Source organism: Algoriphagus aurantiacus, from assembly GCF_035156405.1.
GTDB lineage: Bacteria > Bacteroidota > Bacteroidia > Cytophagales > Cyclobacteriaceae > Algoriphagus > Algoriphagus aurantiacus.
The window spans coordinates 364,641-387,205 of the sequence record NZ_JAXRUT010000002.1; the positions used below are offsets into that span (position 1 = coordinate 364,641).

Below are 22,565 nucleotides of genomic sequence, written 5' to 3' on the forward strand. Positions count from 1 at the left end.
TTGAGAGTTTTTTAGATTCAAAGACTTAGAATAGTCTATCAACTGGTGATACTTAAAACTTCACGTTAAGATTGAAACCAATGCTTCTCGAAGATGGAAAAGCCATATCCTCCACACCAGGGATTAACGTACCGCCACCCATTGCCATAGTCTCAGGATCGAAGTGAGGATTCTCTGTCCAAAGCGCCAAGTTCCTGCCCACTAAGGATATTTTCACATCTTCAAATGGCAGTCTGCCTAGAATAGATTTCGGAATAGTATAACCTAGTGTCACTTCTCTAAGCTTCAAGAAAGTAGCATCGTACTTCGCTGCTTCCACGTTATCTCTTTCGTAGTATCTGTTGTGCCAGTTTCTGGAGGTAGTCTCAAAAGTATTTGGACTGTAAGAACCGTCAGCATTTGCTACCACACCTTCACTGATGATACCGTTACCTTCTCCTTCCAGATCATAGCCAGTTTCACGGCCGTAAAGAGTTTCGGCGAGCTGACCTGAAGTACTGCCGATAGTCTTGGTTCTTGACACGACTATTCCACCATATCTGAAATCAAACAAGAAACCTAGATTGATTCCTTTGTAGCTGAGATTGTTCTGCAAACCAAGCATCCAATCAGGATTATAATTCCCCTGAAGTTTCAATTCCGGATCCAAAAGCGGCGTTCCTGTAGAATTATGGATGATCTGACCGAAATACTCAGAATTTACATCTTCTACTCTGGCAAATCCTCTTCCGTATATGTTACCCATTCTCTCACCTACTCTCGCTTGGATATTTGCTCCATTTCTGCCTGTAAGCGTATACGTATCAAGACCTTCAGTCAGCTCCAAAACTTTACCTCTGTTTCGTGTGAAGTTTGCCATCAGGTTCCAGTTAAATCCAGAGCTTTTACGGACTGGATTTGCGCTCATCACGATTTCGATCCCTTTGTTTTGAATCTCACCGGCATTGATTATTCTGGAGGCATATCCTGTAGCTATATCCAGTTCAATTGGAATGATCTGGTTTCTGGTTCTGTTGTCAAAGTAGGTGAAGTCAAGCCCCAGTCTTCCATCAAAAAACCGCACATCAAGACCAGTTTCAAATGCACCTGTTCTTTCAGGCTTTAATTCTGAGTTAGAAAGTCTGTTTGATTCAGATTTTGACTGAATAGATCCCCATGCAGTCTGTGAGCTATACACATTGGAAAGGCTGTATGGATCGGTATCATTTCCAACCTCTGCATAGGCCAATCTAGCTTTCAGGAAAGAAATAAATCTCGGCATGGTCACCATATCTGAGATCACCGCTCCAAAAGTGGCTGAAGGATAGAAATAGCTGTTATTATCGGCAGGCAACGTACTAGACCAGTCATTTCTGCCTGTGATGTCAAGGAAAAGAATGTTTTTAAAACCAATCTGGCCAAAGCCATACAAAGAGTTAATGCGCTTCTCCGAATTGTACTGAGTCACCTGAAGGTTTACAGCTGTATTGGTGAAGTTGTAAATATTCGGAATCAATAACTGAGGAGCTACCGTCTGCAGGTATCTGTTTTCCTGACGCATTTGATTCCCACCTACTGCAATGCTATAAGTAAATACTTCTCTGGTAGATTCAGAATAAGTCAGCAAGAAATCTGAATTTGTTTCCGAGAAATACAGGTTATCCTCTCTGTAGTTCCCTTTCGGAAATCGCTGCGTACTAAATGCTCTTTTTCGATCTCTCAACTCATTATATGTATCCAGACCTGTTCTCAGCATTAAGTTCAGCTTGTCAGTAAACTTGTAGTTCACAGAGATATTACCATAGATTCTATCCTTAGCCTGTCCGTTAGTATTTTCATACACATTGAAATAGGGGTTATCGTGATAGTTGTAGTTATAATTATACTGCTGCTCACCTTCTCTTCCAGCCATCCAGTAATCCCTCAGATTTGCAGTATTGACCTGACGACCATACCAAATCCATAAGTACATCAGGTTTTCGGTACCGTAACTGATATTTGGTCTGTTTCCACTGTCAGATCTCTGAAAGTTTACCGTAGAATTTATAGTCAGTTTATCCGTAAGGTTAAGACCTCCATTCATAGAAATGGTATTTCGCTTTAGATCTGTATTCGGTACAATTCCTTTTTGATCCAAGTTGGTCCAGGAAAGGCGGATATTTGCATTCTCATTTGCGGCAGATAGTGCCACATTATTTGAAAGCGTTACTCCCGTCTGGAAGAAGTCATTGATGTTATCCGGACTCGACACCCACGGAGTAGGCGTAATAGTACTTCCTGCCGGAGCAGTTAGATCACCACCTCTGAAGCCATTTACATCTCTTGGGGAATCAAATTGAGGAATCATTAAGCCTGCATCCAGTCTTGGTCCCCAGCTTTCATCCACCCCATCAGCGATACCTGAACCCGCTCCGTTTACAAATTCAAACTGACCGTTATTACCCTGACCGTATGTATCCTGCCACTCCGGAAGTTTAAGCGGATTTTCAAAAGTTGTGTTGGAATTAATGGAGATTCCCAATCCTTTCTTGCCTTTACCTGATTTGGTAGTGATCAAAATAGCACCATTTGCAGCTCTAGAACCGTAAAGTGCAGCAGCGGCTGGACCTTTAAGCACAGTCATGGACTCAATATCATCAGGATTGATTTCCCCAGCGGAATTCCCATAATCCACTTCCTGATTGGAAGACCCTGAAGAACCTACAATGTTGTTGGAGATAGGGACACCATTTACCACGAATAGCGGCTGGTTTCCATTGATATTCAAAGAGGACTCTCCACGGATAGTAACCCGGCTGGATCCCCCGATTCCTGAAGAACCGTTGGTTACCTGAACACCTGCTACCCTTCCGCTGAGGGAGTTAATTACGTTAGTCTCACGGGCTTCTGTGAATTTATCTCCATCAATCGCTTGCACAGAGTAACCCAAGGCTTTGGTCTCCCGCTTCACACCAAGTGCCGTTACTACGACTTCATTAAGTGCAAGACCTTCTGAGAGCGTCACATTAATAGTAGATAAACTCCCTACTTCCTGCTCAATAGACTCAAATCCAACGAAGGAAAAAACCAAAGTCTCTCCTTCGCTTGCTTGAATAAAATAATTTCCGTCGATATCGGTTACTGTTCCACGATTAGTACCTTTTACCAGAACTGTTGCTCCGGGTAAAGGGTCATTGTTTGCGTCAATTACTTTTCCTTCGATCCTGGTTTGTTGGGCGAAAGAAAAATTGATGATAAACAGCAGGCTAGCCGTTATCACACATTGCCAAATGCTTTTTTTAGCAGTCATTTTAAAGTAGAGGTTTTGAATAAGTATTATTTTAGTTTAAAATTTTACTAAAACTATACTTTCACTATTGATTGGCTATTAAATAAGCTTTACCAAAAAATGAATTAATCCTATGTTATCTTGATCAAAACACATTCTATCTCCCCAATAATGCAGAAATAAGATATTATTAAGACTTAACATTACCATCAATATTTCCTTTTTATTATCAAAATTTTAATTAAAAAAGTATATAAATATTAAACTTTTAAAACTTAATCGTAAAGTCCCCGTTTAAGAAGAATATGATTTTTCCATATAGACCAGACCATTTTCATGGGAAAAATCAAACTTAATATAGGCTTCCTCTGCAGCACATTTGGCAAATGATCAACCCCTCAACTAGGCATCGCTATTAAAACATAAATAGATAGTCTTTTAACCCGGACTATGTAGCGAGGGTCCAAACTGCAAGAAAATCAGTCACTTTGGAGATCGAGTCGTAGCACCGCTACGGTGAGAGCGAAAAGTGAAGCATAGCGGCTGATTTTGAGGCGGTTTGAAGCCGTAGTAGATTTTCTAATGCATTATGCGGGTTTAACTGGTGCAAATCGAAAAAAGCAGGTTCTTGTCAACTATTGATCTTTCAAATTGAATTTTAGTCAGATAGAAATTTTATTCCTGTCATTTGTTCTGACTTCTTCCATAGTTGATTGACACTTATTTATTCAGATTAAATCAAGAATTTCGTCGATTCCATCAAGTGGACTTTGAATATTTTAATGGAAATTGAAAGTACGTGGGTGTGGATACTAGTTTCCTTACTTTTTCACAACTGTAAAAAACTAATTTCACATCTACTACCAATGAACCTCCCTGAGGAAGTTCGGGAACTCTGGAAGTTTGAAGCCACGCTTTCCAAAGAACTTCCTGCAGAAACGCTCACACTTCATCAGATCGGATTGAGCGAGATTGAATCCCTTTATAGGGTTTCTTTGTCAGGTAATTTGAAGGCAGCCCCATTTCTTGTCAAGGCTGCTTCCAGGGAATAACACCCTGATCCAGTTTCTCAATGATAAGGTCAGTGAATTTTTCATAGATGTCTGTAGATCCTCTATAGTTCTGAAAGACGCTTTCTCCACTTCTCTTTGTTGATATTTTTGCTTCAGTCTTCAAAGCTTTTGTGTTTTAGTTTGACAAATAGGTATGAAGCTGCACCAGCCTGAGTCCATCACTTAGTGCAAGAGGAAACGGAATAAACAAGCAAAGGCAAGAGCGTGGGCTTTATGCCGTAGTCTCTTGCCTCGTGTGATGGGATCAGGCTAAATTGGCGGAAGAAGGAATGGAAAATAAAATTTAATGTATGTGCTTTTTATATATTATTTCTGAGCTGTTCTCTAATTATGTAATGATGGGGTTGAGGGAAAATATCTTGCACTTAATATATTGGTAACTTTCAATCATGTGATCTTTGAGAAGAACTTAGTAGTTTGGTGTTTGATTCCTTCTTAAATGTGTGAGATATGAAAGAATCGCCTAATATTGCAATGAAACCAGGTTGACAAATCTGATAATTCTATAATCCCATATATCATTAACCCCTCAGGGAGTTTGCTTTATAATTATCGCTAATGCCTGTATTAACTAAAACCTACTTCTCTATTTCTTTAATTCTTGGATTTATTATTCTGCAGAACTCATTATCAGGAGGTCTGAAATTCAATGGAAGTGAGCATGCAATCAACCAGCGCACCTCGTACGACGTTTTTGGAGACCATGAAGTAGCATTTCTAGATCATTTTTCAATTGAATTTAATCTTTCTCTCAGCCCGGTCACAGAGATTGGATACATTCTCAGAATCAAGAATAGAGAAAATGACCGGATCTTCAATCTATTTTATGATGGACAGGGAGACCATCTAATCTTCAAATTCAACGAAGAAGGCAAAAGCAATCTCATAGTCGCAAATTTGGATAGGGACGAATTATTTAATAGACAATGGTTTGACGTGAAAATCTCTTTTGACCTATCCGGAGACTCCATTACTCTTTCGATCAACGACAAAACTTTCTCTACTGAAAATTTAACCCTTGACGAAAACTACGGTCCAGTGGTTCTATTCGGGAAAAGTGATCATATCATCGATGTTCCCTCTTTTGCCATTAAAAATCTTTCCGTGTCTGGCAAAGACACTTTTAGGTTTCCATTGCTTGAAAACGAAGGAAATATCGTGCATGATAGTAATGGCACTCCTTATGGCCAAGTAGACAATCCTGACTGGCTTAAAAACTATGCCTACCATTGGAAACACGAAACTTCATTTAAATCCAAGGCCATTGCCGGGGCAAATTTCAATCCCAAAAGAAAAGAAATATACTACTATAATGAAGATTCCGTCTGGACCTACAACGTCCGGTCCGGGCAGAAACAAATACGGTTATTCGAAGAGAAAAATCCTGTAGAATTGATTTTAGGCACTAATTTCATTGACACCCTAAAGAATAAATTGTATACCTATGAAGTTTATTACGAGACACCCTATAATGGAGCTACGGTAGCTAGTCTTAATCTTGATACCTATCAATGGAGCGAAGAAAGTTATGGGCAACTCCCAACCCAGCTTCACCATCACGGATCGTATATAGATCCCACGAATTCGACATACAACATTTTCGGAGGATTTGGGAATATGAAGTATAGTAAAGGCTTCTTTTCCTTCGATTTGAATCAAAAAACTTGGAATAAAAAAGAGAAATTTACCGGAGATGTGATTTCTCCCCGATACTTCTCCTCTGTCGGCTATCAGGCTGAAAACAATAGCTTATACATCCTAGGGGGAATGGGAAATGAGTCTGGGGAACAATCTGTCGGAAGGAAATATTATTACGATCTTTATCAAGTTGAACTGAGTGCAAATAAGGTCACCAAACTTTGGGAAATCCCCTGGGAAAATGACAATGTAGTTCCGGTAAGAGGAATGGTATTGGTAAATGATTCCAGTTTATACACCCTTTGCTATCCTGAGCATTTCTCTGAATCATCCCTAAGGCTCTACCGTTTTTCACTTAAAGATGGCAGCTATGAAATACTGGGCGATTCTATTCCGATCCGTTCGGATAAGATTACCACAAATGCCAATCTCTATTTTGACAAAGGGCTTAACAAGCTATATGCCCTAGTGCAAGAATTTGAGGATGATATCTCCTCTGACTTGAAAGTTTATTCCTTGGCATTTCCCGCCATCACCAAGGGAGAATTGTCAAATTTCCCGGAAAATAAAAGCAGCAATACTTTCCTAATAACACTTCTAGCGGGTGCAGGGTTGGTAGGACTGGGCTTATTTCTATATAAAAAGCTAAAATCCAAATCACCAGTAATAGATAGTAGTCCGACAGAAGCTGAAGTATTTACCCGTATTCCAAAAATTGAACATAAAACCAGACCGAATTCAGTCCAGTTATTTGGCAATTTTACCGTACGGGACAGCAAAAACAGGGACATCACATATATGTTCAGCACCCAACTGAAACAGGTTTTTTGTCTTATTCTCCAATACAGTATTTCTGAAGATGGCATCTCCTCACAACATCTGAGTCATCTATTGTGGCCGGATAGACCTGCCGACAAAGTCAAAAACTCGCGAGGAGTAACTATCAATAACCTGCGCAAAACGCTAAGTGAGTTGGAAGGAATAGAGCTAGTTCATGAAAAAGGACACTATAAATTCATTCTCCATGAAGCAGCTTATTGTGACTATGTTCGATGCCTGCAGATATTAACCTCCCATGAATTGGCGCAAAACAGAGATGAGTTTGCCCATATTGTATCACAAGGCAAATTCCTGTACCTTTCTGATGATCCGCTTTTTGATTCATTCAAAGAAGAAGCCGAAACAAAGCTAGAGCCTGTATTGATATTGGAAATTGAAAAAAGCTTCGCAGCCGAATCCTATCAGACCACTATTTCACTTGCCCAAACGCTTTTCAACATCGATCCTTTACACGAAACAGCTCTTGCTTACCAAATCAAAGCCATGCAGAAACTTAAAATGAATGAAGAGTCAACCATCGCATTTAGGACTTTTGCTATCGAATATAGGAGAGTTACCGGCAAGGAATTTCAGTGCACGTATGCTAGCTTAAGTATTGATAGATAGAATCTAACAACTCTTCAGATCACCAACTGAGTTTTATTTGAACCCCTTCAGGATAATTTTCAAAACTTAGAAAATAGGTTTTACTTGATTCATCCCAGGAAGTTTCTGCTGGTAAAGCGTTACCCTCTGGATCGGTGATTACAACCTTTTCAGCTTTTTCAGGAAGAAGTATTCTCATCACATTGGTCGTATTCTTTGGACTTTTGGCTACCAATGAATACTCATTCTTGGTGAATTCCTCATCATAAATTCTCGCCGCTGTCGCCAAGACCTGCGGTACTTGAGGATCTACGACGCTTCCTATATTGTATAGAAATGCCTGCTCTCCAGGATTCACTTTTTTCTCATCCATCACCGGAATCTCAGGATCAAATAAATCGATAAACTTCCCCCTCGCTGTATACGGGAATTGGTCTTCGTTTTCATTTACTACGGAGATAATCTCGTAAGGCCCTCTGGTCAATGAGAAGTGATTTTTGAACAGCAGCTCTTCGGACTTCGAATTCGAATCGTACATCTTTTTGATCGTATTGATAAAAGCCAGATCATTGCCTTTCTCCAAAACGAACTCTTTGGGATCATTACGCATAATAACCACTCTCCCTTCGCCGTAAGTATATTCCCCTGCCTGAAACGGTGCTTTCAAGCCTAGTTTTTCAAACAAATGTTCAGATGGTGCTTTGAAGTCATTTCCGTCCCTATTCCACCATTCCTGAACGGTCTGAAACGGGTCTTCGTCTCTTCCACAATAGACCAGTGTCCCGCCCTTTTTAACCCAGTCGGATATGTGCGCATGTGCTTCCTTTTCCATAGGCTTCATATTGGAATAAGACATAATAAGGATCTTTACATCCTCCCACGTCTTTGGAACAGATACATTTTCAATATGGACTGTTTTCACAGGAACTCCTCTCTTGAGCAAGGGCAAAGCCTGCCCGTAGAAATTTGATAATTGTGGATCATCGTATCCCTGATGTGTTGGAAAGCGCTGAAACATGAGAGAATTGGACATTAGAATCCCTATGCCTTGTGATCCACTAACCCTATTTTCAGACATGGGCATATCATTCAGTGTATTCACCATCACCTGCATCTGTGTGGAATAAAACCGGGGAATCTGTTCCTTCTCATCACTGTCGGCACTGGTTCTGTAGAGTCCTTCGTAAATCCGATCTGGCCAAGGCATTACCTCATAGTCTGCAACCATGGGATAAAGCAGTTGAGCTGCGAAAGTCGCTTGATAGTTCTTCTTATAATCGGCCCAATCACGGGGCCAGTCTTCTATCGGATCAGTCAGAAAAAACATTTTCCTACCCGTGGGTGCTGTCATGGATTCCATGGAGCCATACTCCAGAAAGGCTGTTTCGAATACCCGTTCTTTTTCCTGCCCGTTGAAAAAATTAGGTTCTCGGGACGTCCCAGTCCATACTTGGGCAATGTATCCGTCCACACTAGGCAGGGAGGCCAAACTTGCCTCAGGACTTACGATCATCCATTGGGAGTAATTCACCAAAGAATGTGTAGGTACATAGCAACGGACGTCCATGCCCTTGCTCTTTCCGTATTCCTTGGCATAAGAAAAACATTCTTCTACTGCACGGTAATACAGATGATATTTCAGCTTGTTGGCTAAGTAGGTATTTTCTGCTGATTCATGCTGGGGTCTCCAGTCAAACCCATAATATTCTTTCCACTCTCTTTTGAATGCCTCACTATAGCCAGCCCTAGCCCAGAACTCTGGCTCTTCAAGGTAGATTGCATCAATTCCTGCATCAATCACGCGCTTGATCACCTTTTCCTTCATGTATTTTATGAAATTCATGGAGGGTACGATATAAGGAACCATTCTTCCGTGCCAAAGTGTATCTCCTTTTTGGGTCACCTGCCCTTCATCCAGATGCCATTTCCCATCCCATTCGCCAGTGAAATAGTCCTGGTATTCACCCCAGGCAATTCCACTCATGAAATGGGTGGTATAACCCTTATCTCTCCAAGTCTGGACCCGCTGTTCAAAGCTCATATCAGCCTTGCCATGATGATCCTTTACACTGTACACGATTGCAACATCTGCCCTGACATCTGTCACAGGTTTCCATGGATTGGAGGTCTGGAAGGCAGTTTTTTCTTTCGATCCAGTTTCTTGAGCATCCTCTTTTTGAGGAAGCTGGGCACAAGCCTGAAAGAAAATAATAGGAATCAGATATACTAAGGTAGTTTTTCGCATACTGTAAAAATTCTTAGAAAATTAGGTGAAACCCAAATCAATGTTCAGACATCCCCATGAGTATGCGGCATCGTAAACAAATCATGTAATAATAGAAGAGGCGGCACCTGCCAAAATGTATAAGGCTTGAAAAGCCACCTCAGGAGAGAGATGGCTTTCAAGCTTAAGTAATCAATAAACTAATACTTGACGGGGTTCATTGTAATTCCAGCGTCTGGTACCACTTCCTCTCGGTGTATCGAAGTTGATCCTGGCAGCTGCTCTCACAAACACCATTCTTCCCTCTGGGATGGTCCCGTTGGATTCAATGGTGATGGTTTCTCCCAAGAGTGAGTTGAATGAAGTACCGGAAAATTCCATCTGGCTGGACCAGCGCTCATCTCTGGCACGGTATCCCACCGTCGAAGAATAGCTGACAAATAATTGGATATCAGTTACGTTCTGAAAACTACTGCTGTATCCACCCATTGGTTCGATTTTAGAGCGGAACTCTTCCTCTGACACACCACGAGTCACCCGTACTTGTGCCCTTACTTTCCCGTTGACAACTTCAGGCTCCTTGACCCACTCTACTCTTAAGAATGGCTGCACTTCAAATCTGACATTAGAAACCCCTACGATGTCCATCGTCTGCGTTTCATCCGCGAGCGGCACGCCTCGGTCATCCTCCCGTATCAGCGGAATAAATGGCCCGTCAATACGAATATTATAAGTTCCAGAAAACAGTTTGGTATTCTGGAATGTCCCATCAGGCATGCAAAAGAAGTCCGGGTTAGGCGTAGCATTATCACCCCAGCTCAGTTCAGTCAACCTGACACGAATGCCTTCACTTCCCTGGTCGGTGAGTAAGGGTTCTCCGGTTTCTCTATCCACCACTTCGCCTTGTAGCGTTTCATCCGGCAGATCGTAATTATCCAGTTCAAACATTCCGCAGGAGCTGAGTGCCAGCAATGCGAATAGTACTAGGTTTGTTATATTCTTCATGTTCTGATATTCTAGGTTATTGATAAAGGCCTATCGGTTTGGTTGTTGATCGATCACCGGACTCTTCGATACTTCCCCTCCTGGGACGGCGAAATAGTAGTCGATAATGTTGTATTCGAAGGTCTTCAGACTTACCCATTGAAAACGGGCATCAAAGAAGTACTTGCCACTTTCGGTAGATAAGAATGGGTAGAGTCCTCTGAAGCGATAGCGGGAGTTCATACTGAAATCTTCTTTGTCCCTGGTCTCACCCCAGAATCCATCTCTTTCTTCGTAATGCTGAACTCTCCATCTGCGCAGATCCCACTTTGTCTTATGTTCCAGTGCGAGTTCTTTTCTACGCTCTTTACGAACGATATTACGTCCTTCAATATCTGAAGTCAGCATACCGGTAAGCAAAGTTGCACCTGCACGTTCCCGGATTTCATTGATCCCTGTAGTCGCAACTTGAAGCATATCCGAACCGTCAGGTGAAGCTTGCCCAGCCAAAGCCAATTCTACCGCAGCTTCAGCAGCATTGAGCAAAACATCCGCATATCTCATTAGGATAAAATGCTGGGATGATCTGCCCTCACCCGCTTCGAAAGAAGGATCAGGATTCAACCACTTTCGCCCATAAAAACCAGTTAATGTACTTTCTCCATTATTAAAGAAAGGCCCATTTGCTCCCGCTGCGGTGATCTGCTCACCCCGAAAAGGAACCAATTCTTGGCTACCGCCTTCTCTAGCACTGAGGAAGAGGTTTTTAGCAGCCTGGGTATAAGCAGGAAGTTGCTGATAGCGTGTTTCAGCTGTGGCATAGGAATAATCGTTGAACAAAGGATTGATAGGCTCTGATCCGGTATAAACTCCGGCTCTTATTTCAATTTCCTGGTTTTTAAATATATCCCCAGGGAAAATGACATAAGCACGGAGACGCGGCTCAGCATCCTCAAAGAAATCCATAGGCGTATCATACATCAAATACTCACCTTCTGTATTGGTAGATCCTGTCGTTACTTTTATAGTACCATCTGGATATCTAGCAAAACCTTCGAACAATTCAAGGAAATCAAGCGTCGGACAAGTCCCTGCTGACAACGGTGCTTTGAAAATAAAGGGAGCACTGTAAGCATCATACCCATGGGTGGCTACCGGAAAATCATACTGTTTCACATAAATATTCTCGGGACTGGTCACATCACTGAACATATCCACCATATTTTGATATTGTGCTTCAGGATCATTCGCAGCCCATCTTCTTCTGTAAAGCTCATACTGACCACTCGTAATGACTTCATTTGCAGCCGAATATGCTTCCTTGAAATACCTAACGGAGGCTTCCTGAGCAGTAGCCTCGGAAAACCCGATGACACGTACTCCTGTCTTAAGCCCTGTACCGGTAAGTCTGCCTGGCACAGTTTCATTGTATTTAGCAACACTACCTGCATAGAGCATTGCCTCTGATTTGAAAGAAAGTGCAACGTATTTGTTGGAATACCCGGGCTTAGGGCTGTTGAGTTGAAGTAGCTCTATAGCCTGATTGTAGTCTGCCAAGACTTGATCCCAAGTCTCCTCTTCTGTGGAACGTGGAATTTCAAGTTCATCTTCATCTGAGGGATAGCGCAGTACGCTAGTCACCAAAGGCACTCCACCAAAGCGTCTAGCCATCGCTGAGAATACAAAAGCACGGACAAAATACGCTTCTCCCAGGTAATGATTATAAGTCACCTCAGGAAATGCATCTGCATATTCCGGTAACTTCTCCAGCAGATAATTTGCTTCACGAAGCAAGCCGAAGGCTCTCCCCCAGTAGGGAGTTCGCTCTCCTGTAAAAGCCGAACTGATCCCATCACGGTTCACAGCCTCTCCGGTGCCCTCAATCCCGAGCGATCCCAACCAGGAATTGTATTCCACTCCCCATTGAGCCATGTACTTAAAATCCTCAAAGGGCATTTTACTGTACATCCCCGCGATATATACATCCATTCCGGATTCGCTGGTCAAGAGTGTCTCGTCTCCAATCACATTGGGAGGAGGCACATCCAAATCCGTACAGCTGGAAATGTATAACAAGCTGATTAGCAAAAGTATGATTCTTATTTTCATGTGTTTATTGTTTATTTTTCAAATGTCACATGGAATCTCGCATACATGATAACCATCTCACTGTGAGTCGTTATTTGTTATGTTCGATTTCATTATTTGTTTCAATTTAATTTTCCAAAGTCTCGACTAGCTTCCATTAAAACGATGCTGTTACACCCACTGTATAGGTTTTGGTAAGTGGATACATACGTCCCAATTCGTCTCCAGGGTGCTCCGGATCTACAAACTTCNAAAGTCTCGACTAGCTTCCATTAAAACGATGCTGTTACACCCACTGTATAGGTTTTGGTAAGTGGATACATACGTCCCAATTCGTCTCCAGGGTGCTCCGGATCTACAAACTTCACACCCGTGAAAGTCAACAGGTTATAGGCATTGGCAAAAAACCGGATATTGGTAGAAGGTTTATTAAAAGGCTTGAAGGTATATCCTACTTCAATACTTTTGAGACGCAAATAATCGGTACTTACACGGTTAAAATCAGAATTTCCAAATGGGTAATTACCCGTGTAACCATAGTAGCCCCCCACCCACTCTGTTTCCGGATCATACGGATCTGCGATAGGATCTACAGGATGCCACCGGTCCTGATACTGTTCCAAAGCCCCACCTCCATTGCTACCCCAGATAGAGTAAAGAGGTTCTTGATACTGCATGGAACCCAGAGCGGAGCCTTGAAACAACAGGCTCATATCAAAATTCTTATAGTTGGCATCCAAGGCCATACTGAAATTCAACCAAGGTGTCTGATCATAAGCAAATGGATGTTCATCCAGTCCATTTATCTCTCCGTCTCCATTCCAATCCTGGTACTTATAGTCTCCAGGTAAAATATCCCTGTCTTTGTAAATATCATAAGACCAGATATCCTCCCAGTCGGTATACCGTCCTGCAGACTCATATCCAAACTGTACCCCCTGATAGCGGTTAGTCAGATTGTCATTTCTCCACTGGTCATAGGAATTACCATAAGGCCCTTTTTCAGCAGCAATCAAATGTTCTCTTCGGGTGATGGTTGCAATTCCTTTCAACCCATAGGACAGCTGCCCGATGGTGTTACGATGTGAAAGTTCAAGATCTATCCCGAATTGGCGGTCACTATTCGTATTCTCTCTCGGAGCCCCTGTACCTACTACTGATGGAACGTCACCGGAGCGCGTAGAAAAGAGCCCTTCTCTTCGGCGGTCAAAATAATCTACAGAGAAACCAAACTTGCCTCTCCATGCTTCGAAATCCAAGCCCACATTAAAAGTCTTGGCGGTCCACCATGTGATATTCTCATTGGGAACGACCACGGAAGCACCATACACAAACTCACCATTGAAGATATACCCCGGCGCGTATTGGTTGTAATATCCCTGTTGTGCGTTTCCACTGGTAGCTGGATAGATGTAGCCTGGGTACCAGTCATATGCCAATGATCCATCATCAGCAGTCATACCATAACTCGCCCTGAATTTGAGCTGATCTACAAAGGAAAGTGCGGAAATGGATTTGAAAAAAGACTCCTCAGATAGACGCCACCCTACCGAAGCTGAAGGAAACCATCCCCAGCGGTTTGTTTTGACAAATTTCGATGATCCATCATATCTGAATTGCACCTCTGCGATGTACCGGTCACTGTATGCATAATTCAACCTACCAAACATGGCGGAATTGGCTATCTCATACAAATCGCCAGAACCACCCTGCATTCCTCCCTGCTGGTTTTCGTTCATACCACCCGCGAGATATTCCATGGCAAATGCCAGATCCCGTTGTGCATAGAAATTATCTCCCTTACGATTTTGGGTTTCAAATCCTAAGAGACCTGATACATCGTGTTTAACCGCAAACGTGCGCTTGTAGTTAAGCAGGAACTGTCCTAGAAACTGCTGCTTACTATAAAGCTCCCGTCTGATCTGATTTGGGGAACTGTTATTATAGAGCTTTGACAAATAGGAATCCGTTACAGGGTCATACATGTATTGGTAATATTCCCTGCGGTAAATATCATTATCATCACCTCTGTAATCATAACTGATCAGTCCTTTTGCAGAGAATCCTTCCAAGACTTGTGTAAGGGTTCCGAAATCATAATCCAGCGAAGCGGAGGACTGAAAGTATTTTTGCTTGTACTTTCTATAGCCGGAAACATCAGCGCTCATCATTGCCACCGTGTTTTGTTCCAGATCCAAACCTTCGTAGTTGAGCATGGTATTTTCAGGATCAGCATATGCAGGAAACAACACTCCTTGTCTCCAATAATTTCGGATAATCTCCACCGCACTGGAGTAAGGGGAATTTCGCTGATCAGCCACTCCACTTAGATTAAGGTTAAACTTCAATCCCTTGGCTATCTCTGTCGTGATATTCGATCTCAGGTTGACTTTGCTATAATTCATGTCACCCGACTTGAAAAATCCCTCCTGAAACAAATATCCCCCAGCAATGTAGTATTGCGTTTTTTCGGTACCTCCTGTAATGCTGATATCATGCTGGCTTTGAGGAGAATATTCATTGATCAATAATGAGTTCCAATCCGTGGTGCGACGACGCCCTGTTTGGAAAGCTTCAAAATCATCATCCTGATAGATCAGATTTCCCCCATTGATATTATTCATGGCCATCTCGTTGTAGAGCGTCATGGTCTGATAGGGATCTGAAAGCTCAGGAAATCCTGACGGACTCTGTAGTGTATAAGATCCATTGTAGGTGACGGTCGCTTTGCCACTATCACTACCCCTCTTCGTCGTAATCAACACCACACCATTTGCGGCACGTGCTCCATAAATGGCGGCCGAAGCATCTTTTAATACTGATAATTCTTCAATATCAGTTGGATTCAGACGCTGAAAATCCGCCATGGTGCGTTGAATACCATCAATTACAATCAAGGGTGAACCTAAGCCCCGAATGTCCAAACTGGCATTGAAAGTACCCGGCTCAGCACTTTTCTGCCATACCCGAACTCCTGCCACTCTGCCTGTGAGCATGTTTTGTGGATTTTCGTTTTTGGTCCGCAACATTTCGTCCCCTTTGATATTTGACACCGAACCTGTCAGTGATACTTTTTCCTGCATTCCATATCCCACGACGACAACCTCCCCTAATTGCTGTGTATCCGGCTCCATTGCCACCTCTATCACCGATTGAGCGCCAACTTCTATTTCCTGTGTCACATACCCAATAAAGGAAAATGTGAGGACAGCATTTTCATCAGGAACTGTCAGGGTGTACTTTCCATCAATATCCGAAGTAGTTCCTACCAAGGTTCCCTTTAGCAATACATTGACTCCGGGCATCGGGGTACCATCTTCGGAGAATGTAACCGTACCTGTGACGGTTCTATCTTTGTCCTGTTTAACAAGCTTCTCAATTGAATACTTGTCTGTAGCTAAATCTGAAGCAAGAACAGGAGTGAAAACAAAGCATTGTAAACCCACTCCCATTAGGGAAGTCTTGATCAATGCTCTGCAAAAATGCTTATATATCTTTTGCATATGTTTTAGGCTATTTTGATTTATCATCGCCTCCTTGAGGCAGTTACAACTATTAAAAATTCTGGCATTCCCAAATTATGGGAAGCCAAGAAACCGAAATCATTTTGCAAGCTCATACCTTGATAACACGGCATATTCCGCTGCAAACGCGAAGTTGAACATTCCCTCAGTCCTGTTGTTATTAGGTGTGAGGCTCCAGCCTACCAATAAGTTGGTTGGAAGAAATCCTTCATAAAGGAAGTTCTCGTAACCATAATCAAGGTTTTTCTGAAAAGTATCGATGTAATCAGAAGCTGTTCCGTAAGCAGGTTGCACATCGACATAGCCACGCATCAGCACGCCATTAAACCAGTTATTGAAACCGCTGATATCGTATGAGTATAGATCAGGTTGATTCTGTCCCAGTTTTGCGAAATAATTAAAGCTTTCGTCAGATAATTCCTGCGCATCCTGAAGGTAGGCACCATCACCTGTGGCTCTATATAGATCCGCCGCACCTGAAAGCATAGTGCCTGAGTTGTAGGAAATCGCCGGCCCTACACGGTCCTGACAGTTAATTCCTCTACGGTATACCGTTCCGTCAATGGTTTCGGTCTGAACATTTCCAGGGGAACATCCGCCTCTCATGTCATCGTAAACCCCATCCGAGCGCAGCAAGTTATCTTTCTGCCAGTCGTATACTTTCTTGGCAAAATCAGCGTAATAATCACTTTTCTTAACTGACATAATCTCTCTGGATTCCTTGTCCTCTTCATTAATATACCGGTAAGTGATCTCGTCATTTTTATCCTTGTATATCTCATGCAGCCATACCAGTGGACTCACCATCGGTCCGTTACTACAGGCATGCTTGGTCACGTAGCCGGGACCCCATGGAATACCACCACGCTCAGTTCCATCAGGATTTCGGGTACTATCCCATCCATCCAAAACATAGGCAGTCAGGTATTCGGCTTTTTCCAGATAGGAATTTTCACCGGTGATCTTATAGGATTCAAGCAATTCCCGGACAAGCCACATCTGGTCATCGTATACATTTTCAATTCCTTCTACTTTAGCTGTCCCCTTGGCAGTACCACGGTTTACACCATATACTGACCATTCTTTCGTCTGGGTATAGGATACCAACTCAAATGTCCCTTCGTAATAGTCCGCATTGTCGTATAACTGTCCCAGAAGTTCAGCATACCGATCAAAGTGTTCGTCGTGAATCGCGGCACTTCCATTATCCTTCTGTACCTGCAATCCATGAAGGATTGCATTCACAGCTTCAATGGCAGCGGAGTACATCCATACACTCCCGATCTCATCTGATCGAACTCCTGTGTACGGATTGTAATACCTGGCCATAGCCATTCCCGATCCGGTAAAATGGGCAGCTACGGCCTTATCTGTAAGTTCCATCGCCCGTGTAAGGTTCTGTTCTGAAAGGCTCGCCTCCACAGGAGGGGTCACCGGGTCGGTGTCAGGTGGATTTTCGGTGCAAGCCGAGAATAGCAGCAGACAAAGACTCCAAATTGTGATCGTCATTCTATAGTGTATCATGTTAAGGTTTATTGCATTAATTCAAATCAATTCCGTGGATTACCAATTTATTCTCTCCCGAATTGGCTTCCACATTGTACACCCCTAGGGAAAGAGTTACATTTCTTCCGTTGAACTGGGCAAGGTCGTACACAAATGATGCGTACCCTTCAGGATTGCCAGCGCCACCATCTCCATGCTTAAATTTCCAGCATCCATCTTCTGCGGCGCTTGCTTCGTCTGCAGTATTGGACTGGGGATCCAGATGAGTGACTGTTCCATCATCTTCTATGGCAGTGAGCTTGAAGTAGGTGAAATTGTCGCCGAAATTGCGTGTACTCAGAGTAAACTGGTTGCTGCCGGCCCCGATTGAAAATTTAGAGTACATATAGGCCTCCGGTACTTTTGAATCCACCTCTGGTGTGTTTCGGGTTTTAATCAGATACCCCTCAGACGGGAACACCTCAGGATCTTTTTTCAGTGGAACAAAAAACCATTCTGCCGCCACATGGTCCACTTCACGCCAAGCCCGGTAAGCATCCACATAGTTGTCACGGTTGCCACTGACCGGGTTAATCCCAGTAAAGGAGCTTTTGGTGTGCGGCATAGTGGAACGGACAGTTTCCTGAGTAAGCTTCCAGCCGTCGACAACTTCAGTCCCCGGTAGCCAATCCCAATTTTCTACTTTTCGATCAGCAAAGCGGATGGCACGAAGCACCAATTGCTTCCAATAATCTCCTGTGGACTGTCGATAGATACCTACAGCTACTATAACCTCCTTTCCCACATATTCACTTAAGTCAAATTCTATGTCCCCGTAGCTTCCAGAAGCATAAGTCCTATTCTCACCGATCTTCACGGCAGTAGGCTGAGCCTCCGACATATCTACTACCTGCACCCCGAAGTAGGCTGGGTTAGCTTCATCCGTATTGTGCGTACTGATTCTCAAAGACAAAATCTTGTTGTCCTCAGTGATCAGCTTGCTGCCATATACATAGGAATCAAAGACATTGAGATCGGCAGGGTTGCTGCGGTCATCCTCACTATTTCGGATCTGCAGTGTAGTCCCTTCATTCTGTTCCTGCCATGCACCTCGGAAATCAAGCGCCGACATATAGTTACACGCCCAGTCCCACCGTGGATAGGCATCAGCATTCCGCCCTCCTCGATATTCATTGTAATACCATTTTTCGGACGTCAAAAGGTCTGCAAATGTCAATCCCCGCAGGATTTCGCTGCTTCCCATGATAATGTCCAGAGTTGCGACACCATCCACAAAATCAGACTCGCTAACAGTCTTGGTAACCGTCTCATAATTGGCTTTGGTGAACGTGACAGTGTAATCATCCACGATCAAGTTTTCCAATGTGAAATTCCCGTCGCTTCCGGTGGTCACCGTACCGGCCACACCCACACTAACCGTCACTCCTTCCAGTGGAGCATCACCATTCTTCCCGTCCTTGACCACTCCGTTTATTTTTGCGGAAGCAAAGACTAAGGAGACATCTGCGGTTGCTATGTTTTCAGCATTGAATTTATCTGGATTTATGGTCAGACTGACTGCAAGCCAACCTTCTTTGGAAAATTTCACTGCACGTGTTTTCAACGTGACATTTTCAAAAATATATTCCCCATCACTTCCAGTCGTGATAGAAACTTCTTCTTCTCCTATTCCTGCCAGTGCTACACTTACATCAGAAATTGGCTTGCCTTCGCTATCAGTAACTGTGCCTGTAATAGTTCCCCTCCGCTCGGCGATGGGTTCATCTTCATTGACACAGGAGATCGTGGATACGAAAAACGTACCCAACAAGGCGAAATAAATTATCGCACGTAATTTTTTACTCATCTGTTAGGATTTTATGGGTTAAATTGAATAATCAATCAGTCAGAAACGCGTGTCACTTCAGCAATTGATACGGATGAAAATAGAAGTGATACGGTTAATTAATTGGTTAAATCAGGGTTAATACCCGCCAAAAATTTGTTAATCCGACAGATAAATGCTTAAAATTTGTCTTTTGGTATATTATACCCAATAGAACACCATTTGAAGTAGGAGAATGATAATCATCTTGGAAACAAAGCCATCTTCCATTCACTTATCATTTTAACCCATCCATTAAAAATCGCTATAAACTTTTCTGGCGGAGATAAAAGGCCAGTAAAAAACAAAGTATCTCATCCAAAAATCTTTACAGGAAAGTGTAAAGCAGGTTAATGAATTACCTACTGAATAGATTCACTCTCAGTATTTTACTGTATGTGATTTTATTGATCAAACTCTTATGCATTTTGTTAAAAGCGTTGATTGGAAGGATAGAAACAAAAAAAGCCCCCCAAATACATTTGGAGAGCATTTCTAACGTAAAACCCAATCTATTTAGTAATATTCCCATCATCATCCCATTCTGCAACTAAGCCTCGATCCTCGGGTCTTAGATAAATAGGGATGTATTTTTCTTCCAGCTTAAATCCGTGTTTTTGCATGACTTCCTGTGGTACCCCGTCCCAGACATTGGGTTGGTTACCTACGTATCCTATATACTTCCATCCTGCCTGGGTAGAGAAATACCCTGAGCAAACTAGGTTTCGCAACATGTTAAACCACTTTACCGCCCCTTCATATTCAGGCGTTGCCTTATCTGGCCAGGCAACTAGCTCGACTATTTCAATGACCTGATCATTGGAAAGCTCATTGAAAGGTTTGCCAAATTTTTCATTTGATTCGAAATCCAACCACATTAAGCCACCTCTCATAGGAGTCTGGTTTCCTGGCTGGTCATTCATCATAAAGTCAATAAAATCCGTCACTTCTAGTTCAGTTGCGGATGGGGATTCGCTATCTGCCGGACAGATGATATCGGCCAGGACATCTATTTTCTTTCGTTCCTCATCGGTGAAAAACTTATCGGAAAGCAATTCCGCATCTCTGAGTTTCTCTTCCTCAGTTCTAAAGCCTGGTGTGCCTCCACTGATGATGGGGTCATGGACAAGTTTTGTTTGTTCTGATTCGCATCCTGTCATTAACATACCTGCACCCAGTGAGCCGGTAAAGAGTAATTTTAGATTTTCTCTTCTGTTCATGGCTTAAATGTTTTTTTGTTTCAATTGGTCCACGATATATTCTGAGGTTCTCCAAGAAAGCGCCAAAATGGTCCAGGTTGGGTTTTTGTCCGCCTGAGACACAAAAGAACCTGCATCGACCACAAAGAGGTTTTTACAGTCATGGGCCTGACAGTTAGAGTTTACTACTGATCCTTTTGCACTATTCCCCATACGGGTGGTGCCTACTTCGTGAATGATCCTTCCCGGTGCATGAAGTCCATAATTGGACTCAGGCCCTGGTTTGGAGCCCAAAAGTATCGCGCCAGCGTTCGTGAGGATCTCCTCAAAAGTTTCGTGCATGTGCTGGGCCTGCTTCAGTTCCTGATCTGTCCAGTTGTAATTGAACCGAAGTACCGGGATCCCATATTTATCAACAGTTCCGTTTGGATCGATTTCACAGTAGTTTTCGTATCGTGGAACACTTTCCCCCCTGCCTGACATTCCTAAAGTGGATCCATAAATTCTACGAACATCTTTCTTCAGTCCTTCGCCATATCCGCCGTTCGGACTAGGATTACCAAATTCATCCTTCAGGTATTTTCTCATGGTATCCATACCTCCACCGGCACCATAAGATGGCTGCCCCATACCTCCCCAGTATTCTATGTGATAGCCTCTTGCAAAATCCAATTTTTTATTGTCCAGCCACCATGGTGTGTACATGTGCATGCCTCCTACTCCGTCCTCATTGTAGCGCTCTCTTTCGAAAAGATCTGGCAAAATCCCCATACGGTCAGCACCAGTGGAGTCATGCAGATATCTTCCCAATGCTCCAGAGTCTCCCCCTATTCCATTGGGATGGGTTTTCGACTTCGAGTTCATCATAATACGGGCAGATTCACAAGCGGAGGCTCCCAGCACTACGACATTGGATTTAAGTTTATACTCCTTCATGTCAATTTTACTCACAAAGGAAACTCCTGTGGCCCTTCCACTGTCATCTGTAGTCACCTTTCTTACCATGGAGTTAGTGAACAGATCCACTTTTCCTTTCTTCATTGCCGGATGTAACAGACAGGTACCTGCTGAGAAATCAGCATAGACTTGGCAAGCTCTGTTGCATTGCGCACAGAAGAAGCAGGTGCCCCGTTCATTATTTATCGGGCGGGTTAGCATAGAAAGTCTGCCCGGAATCATCGGCATCCCAGCCTTATCAGCTCCTTTTTTTAGGAACATTTCGTGTAGCCTAGGCTTGGGTGGTGGAAGAAAAAAGCCGTCTGGTTCATTGTAAATCCCTTCTTTGGAACCGAATACACCGATAAGCTTATCAACTTTATCGTAATATGGCTTGAGTTCATCGTATCCTATAGGCCAGTCATCACCCAGACCATCTATACTTGCTCTCTTAAAATCATTCGGACCAAACCGAAGTGAGATTCTGCCCCAGTGGTTGGTACGGCCACCGACCATTCTTGACCGGAACCAGTCAAATTTCGTCCCGTCTTTGTGCGTGTACGGCTCACCCTCTATATCCCAGCCACCGATGGCCTGATCAAAGTCACCGAATGGTCTGATTCTAGTTCCTGCTCCTCTCCGAGGAGACTCCCAGGGTGGTCTTAGCTGTGTGCGATCTTCATCCTTTGCAGGGTCGAAGTCACCTCCAGCTTCCACTACTGCCACAGAAAGTCCTGCCTCGGAAAGGATTTTAGAAGCCATGCCCCCTCCGGCCCCGGAACCTACTATGATCGCATCATAGGTATCTCCTGATGATTTTATCTGAAAACTCATATACTGTTTATTTTATAACTAAT

The 22,565-nt window shown here is 43.1% G+C and carries 11 protein-coding genes; 2 read left to right on the top strand and 9 right to left on the bottom strand.

Translation table 11 applies throughout. The features are described 5' to 3' along the window. Positions 1-52: 52 nt before the first annotated feature. Entirely contained in the window at positions 53-3,268 is a 3,216-nt protein-coding gene (locus tag SYJ56_RS03530) for a SusC/RagA family TonB-linked outer membrane protein (protein ID WP_323832252.1), read from the bottom strand. Positions 3,269-4,113: 845 nt separating this feature from the next. Between SYJ56_RS03530 and SYJ56_RS03535 the strand changes: the two genes are divergently transcribed. Both SYJ56_RS03535 and SYJ56_RS03540 read left to right on the top strand, forming a co-directional pair. Beyond that, entirely contained in the window at positions 4,114-4,299 is a 186-nt protein-coding gene (locus SYJ56_RS03535; RefSeq protein WP_323832253.1) for a hypothetical protein, read from the top strand. Positions 4,300-4,878: 579 nt separating this feature from the next. Next, a complete protein-coding gene (locus SYJ56_RS03540; protein WP_323832254.1) occupies positions 4,879-7,404 on the top strand; it encodes a Kelch repeat-containing protein in 2,526 nt (841 codons plus the stop codon). Between the two features lie 19 nt (positions 7,405-7,423). Here SYJ56_RS03540 and SYJ56_RS03545 read toward each other — a convergent pair whose 3' ends face one another. The 8 genes from SYJ56_RS03545 to SYJ56_RS03580 all read right to left on the bottom strand — a co-directional run bounded on the left by SYJ56_RS03545 (position 7,424) and on the right by SYJ56_RS03580 (position 22,542). After that, entirely contained in the window at positions 7,424-9,628 is a 2,205-nt protein-coding gene (locus tag SYJ56_RS03545; protein ID WP_323832255.1) for a hypothetical protein, read from the bottom strand. 171 nt (positions 9,629-9,799) lie between these two features. Next, positions 9,800-10,612 (bottom strand): DUF3823 domain-containing protein, encoded by an 813-nt coding sequence (locus tag SYJ56_RS03550; protein ID WP_323832256.1) that lies wholly within the window; start codon positions 10,610-10,612, stop codon positions 9,800-9,802. A 30-nt stretch (positions 10,613-10,642) separates the two neighbouring features. Continuing rightward, complete coding sequence (locus SYJ56_RS03555; protein ID WP_323832257.1) at positions 10,643-12,700, bottom strand: RagB/SusD family nutrient uptake outer membrane protein; 2,058 nt, start codon at positions 12,698-12,700, stop codon at positions 10,643-10,645. A 251-nt stretch (positions 12,701-12,951) separates the two neighbouring features. Continuing rightward, a complete protein-coding gene (locus SYJ56_RS03560) occupies positions 12,952-16,182 on the bottom strand; it encodes a SusC/RagA family TonB-linked outer membrane protein (RefSeq protein WP_323832258.1) in 3,231 nt (1,076 codons plus the stop codon). A gap of 99 nt (positions 16,183-16,281) precedes the next feature. Next, complete coding sequence (locus SYJ56_RS03565; protein WP_323832259.1) at positions 16,282-17,727, bottom strand: glycoside hydrolase family 76 protein; 1,446 nt, start codon at positions 17,725-17,727, stop codon at positions 16,282-16,284. 16 nt (positions 17,728-17,743) lie between these two features. Beyond that, positions 17,744-19,555, bottom strand: a complete 1,812-nt coding sequence (locus SYJ56_RS03570; protein WP_323832260.1) for a carboxypeptidase-like regulatory domain-containing protein — start codon at positions 19,553-19,555, stop codon at positions 17,744-17,746. 530 nt (positions 19,556-20,085) lie between these two features. After that, positions 20,086-20,793: a gluconate 2-dehydrogenase subunit 3 family protein gene (locus SYJ56_RS03575; RefSeq protein WP_323832261.1), complete on the bottom strand. Its 708-nt coding sequence runs from the start codon at positions 20,791-20,793 to the stop codon at positions 20,086-20,088. A 3-nt stretch (positions 20,794-20,796) separates the two neighbouring features. Next, positions 20,797-22,542 carry a GMC family oxidoreductase gene (locus SYJ56_RS03580; RefSeq protein WP_323832262.1) on the bottom strand — a complete coding sequence of 582 codons (1,746 nt, stop codon included), beginning with the start codon at positions 22,540-22,542 and terminating at the stop codon, positions 20,797-20,799. Positions 22,543-22,565: the final 23 nt, after the last annotated feature.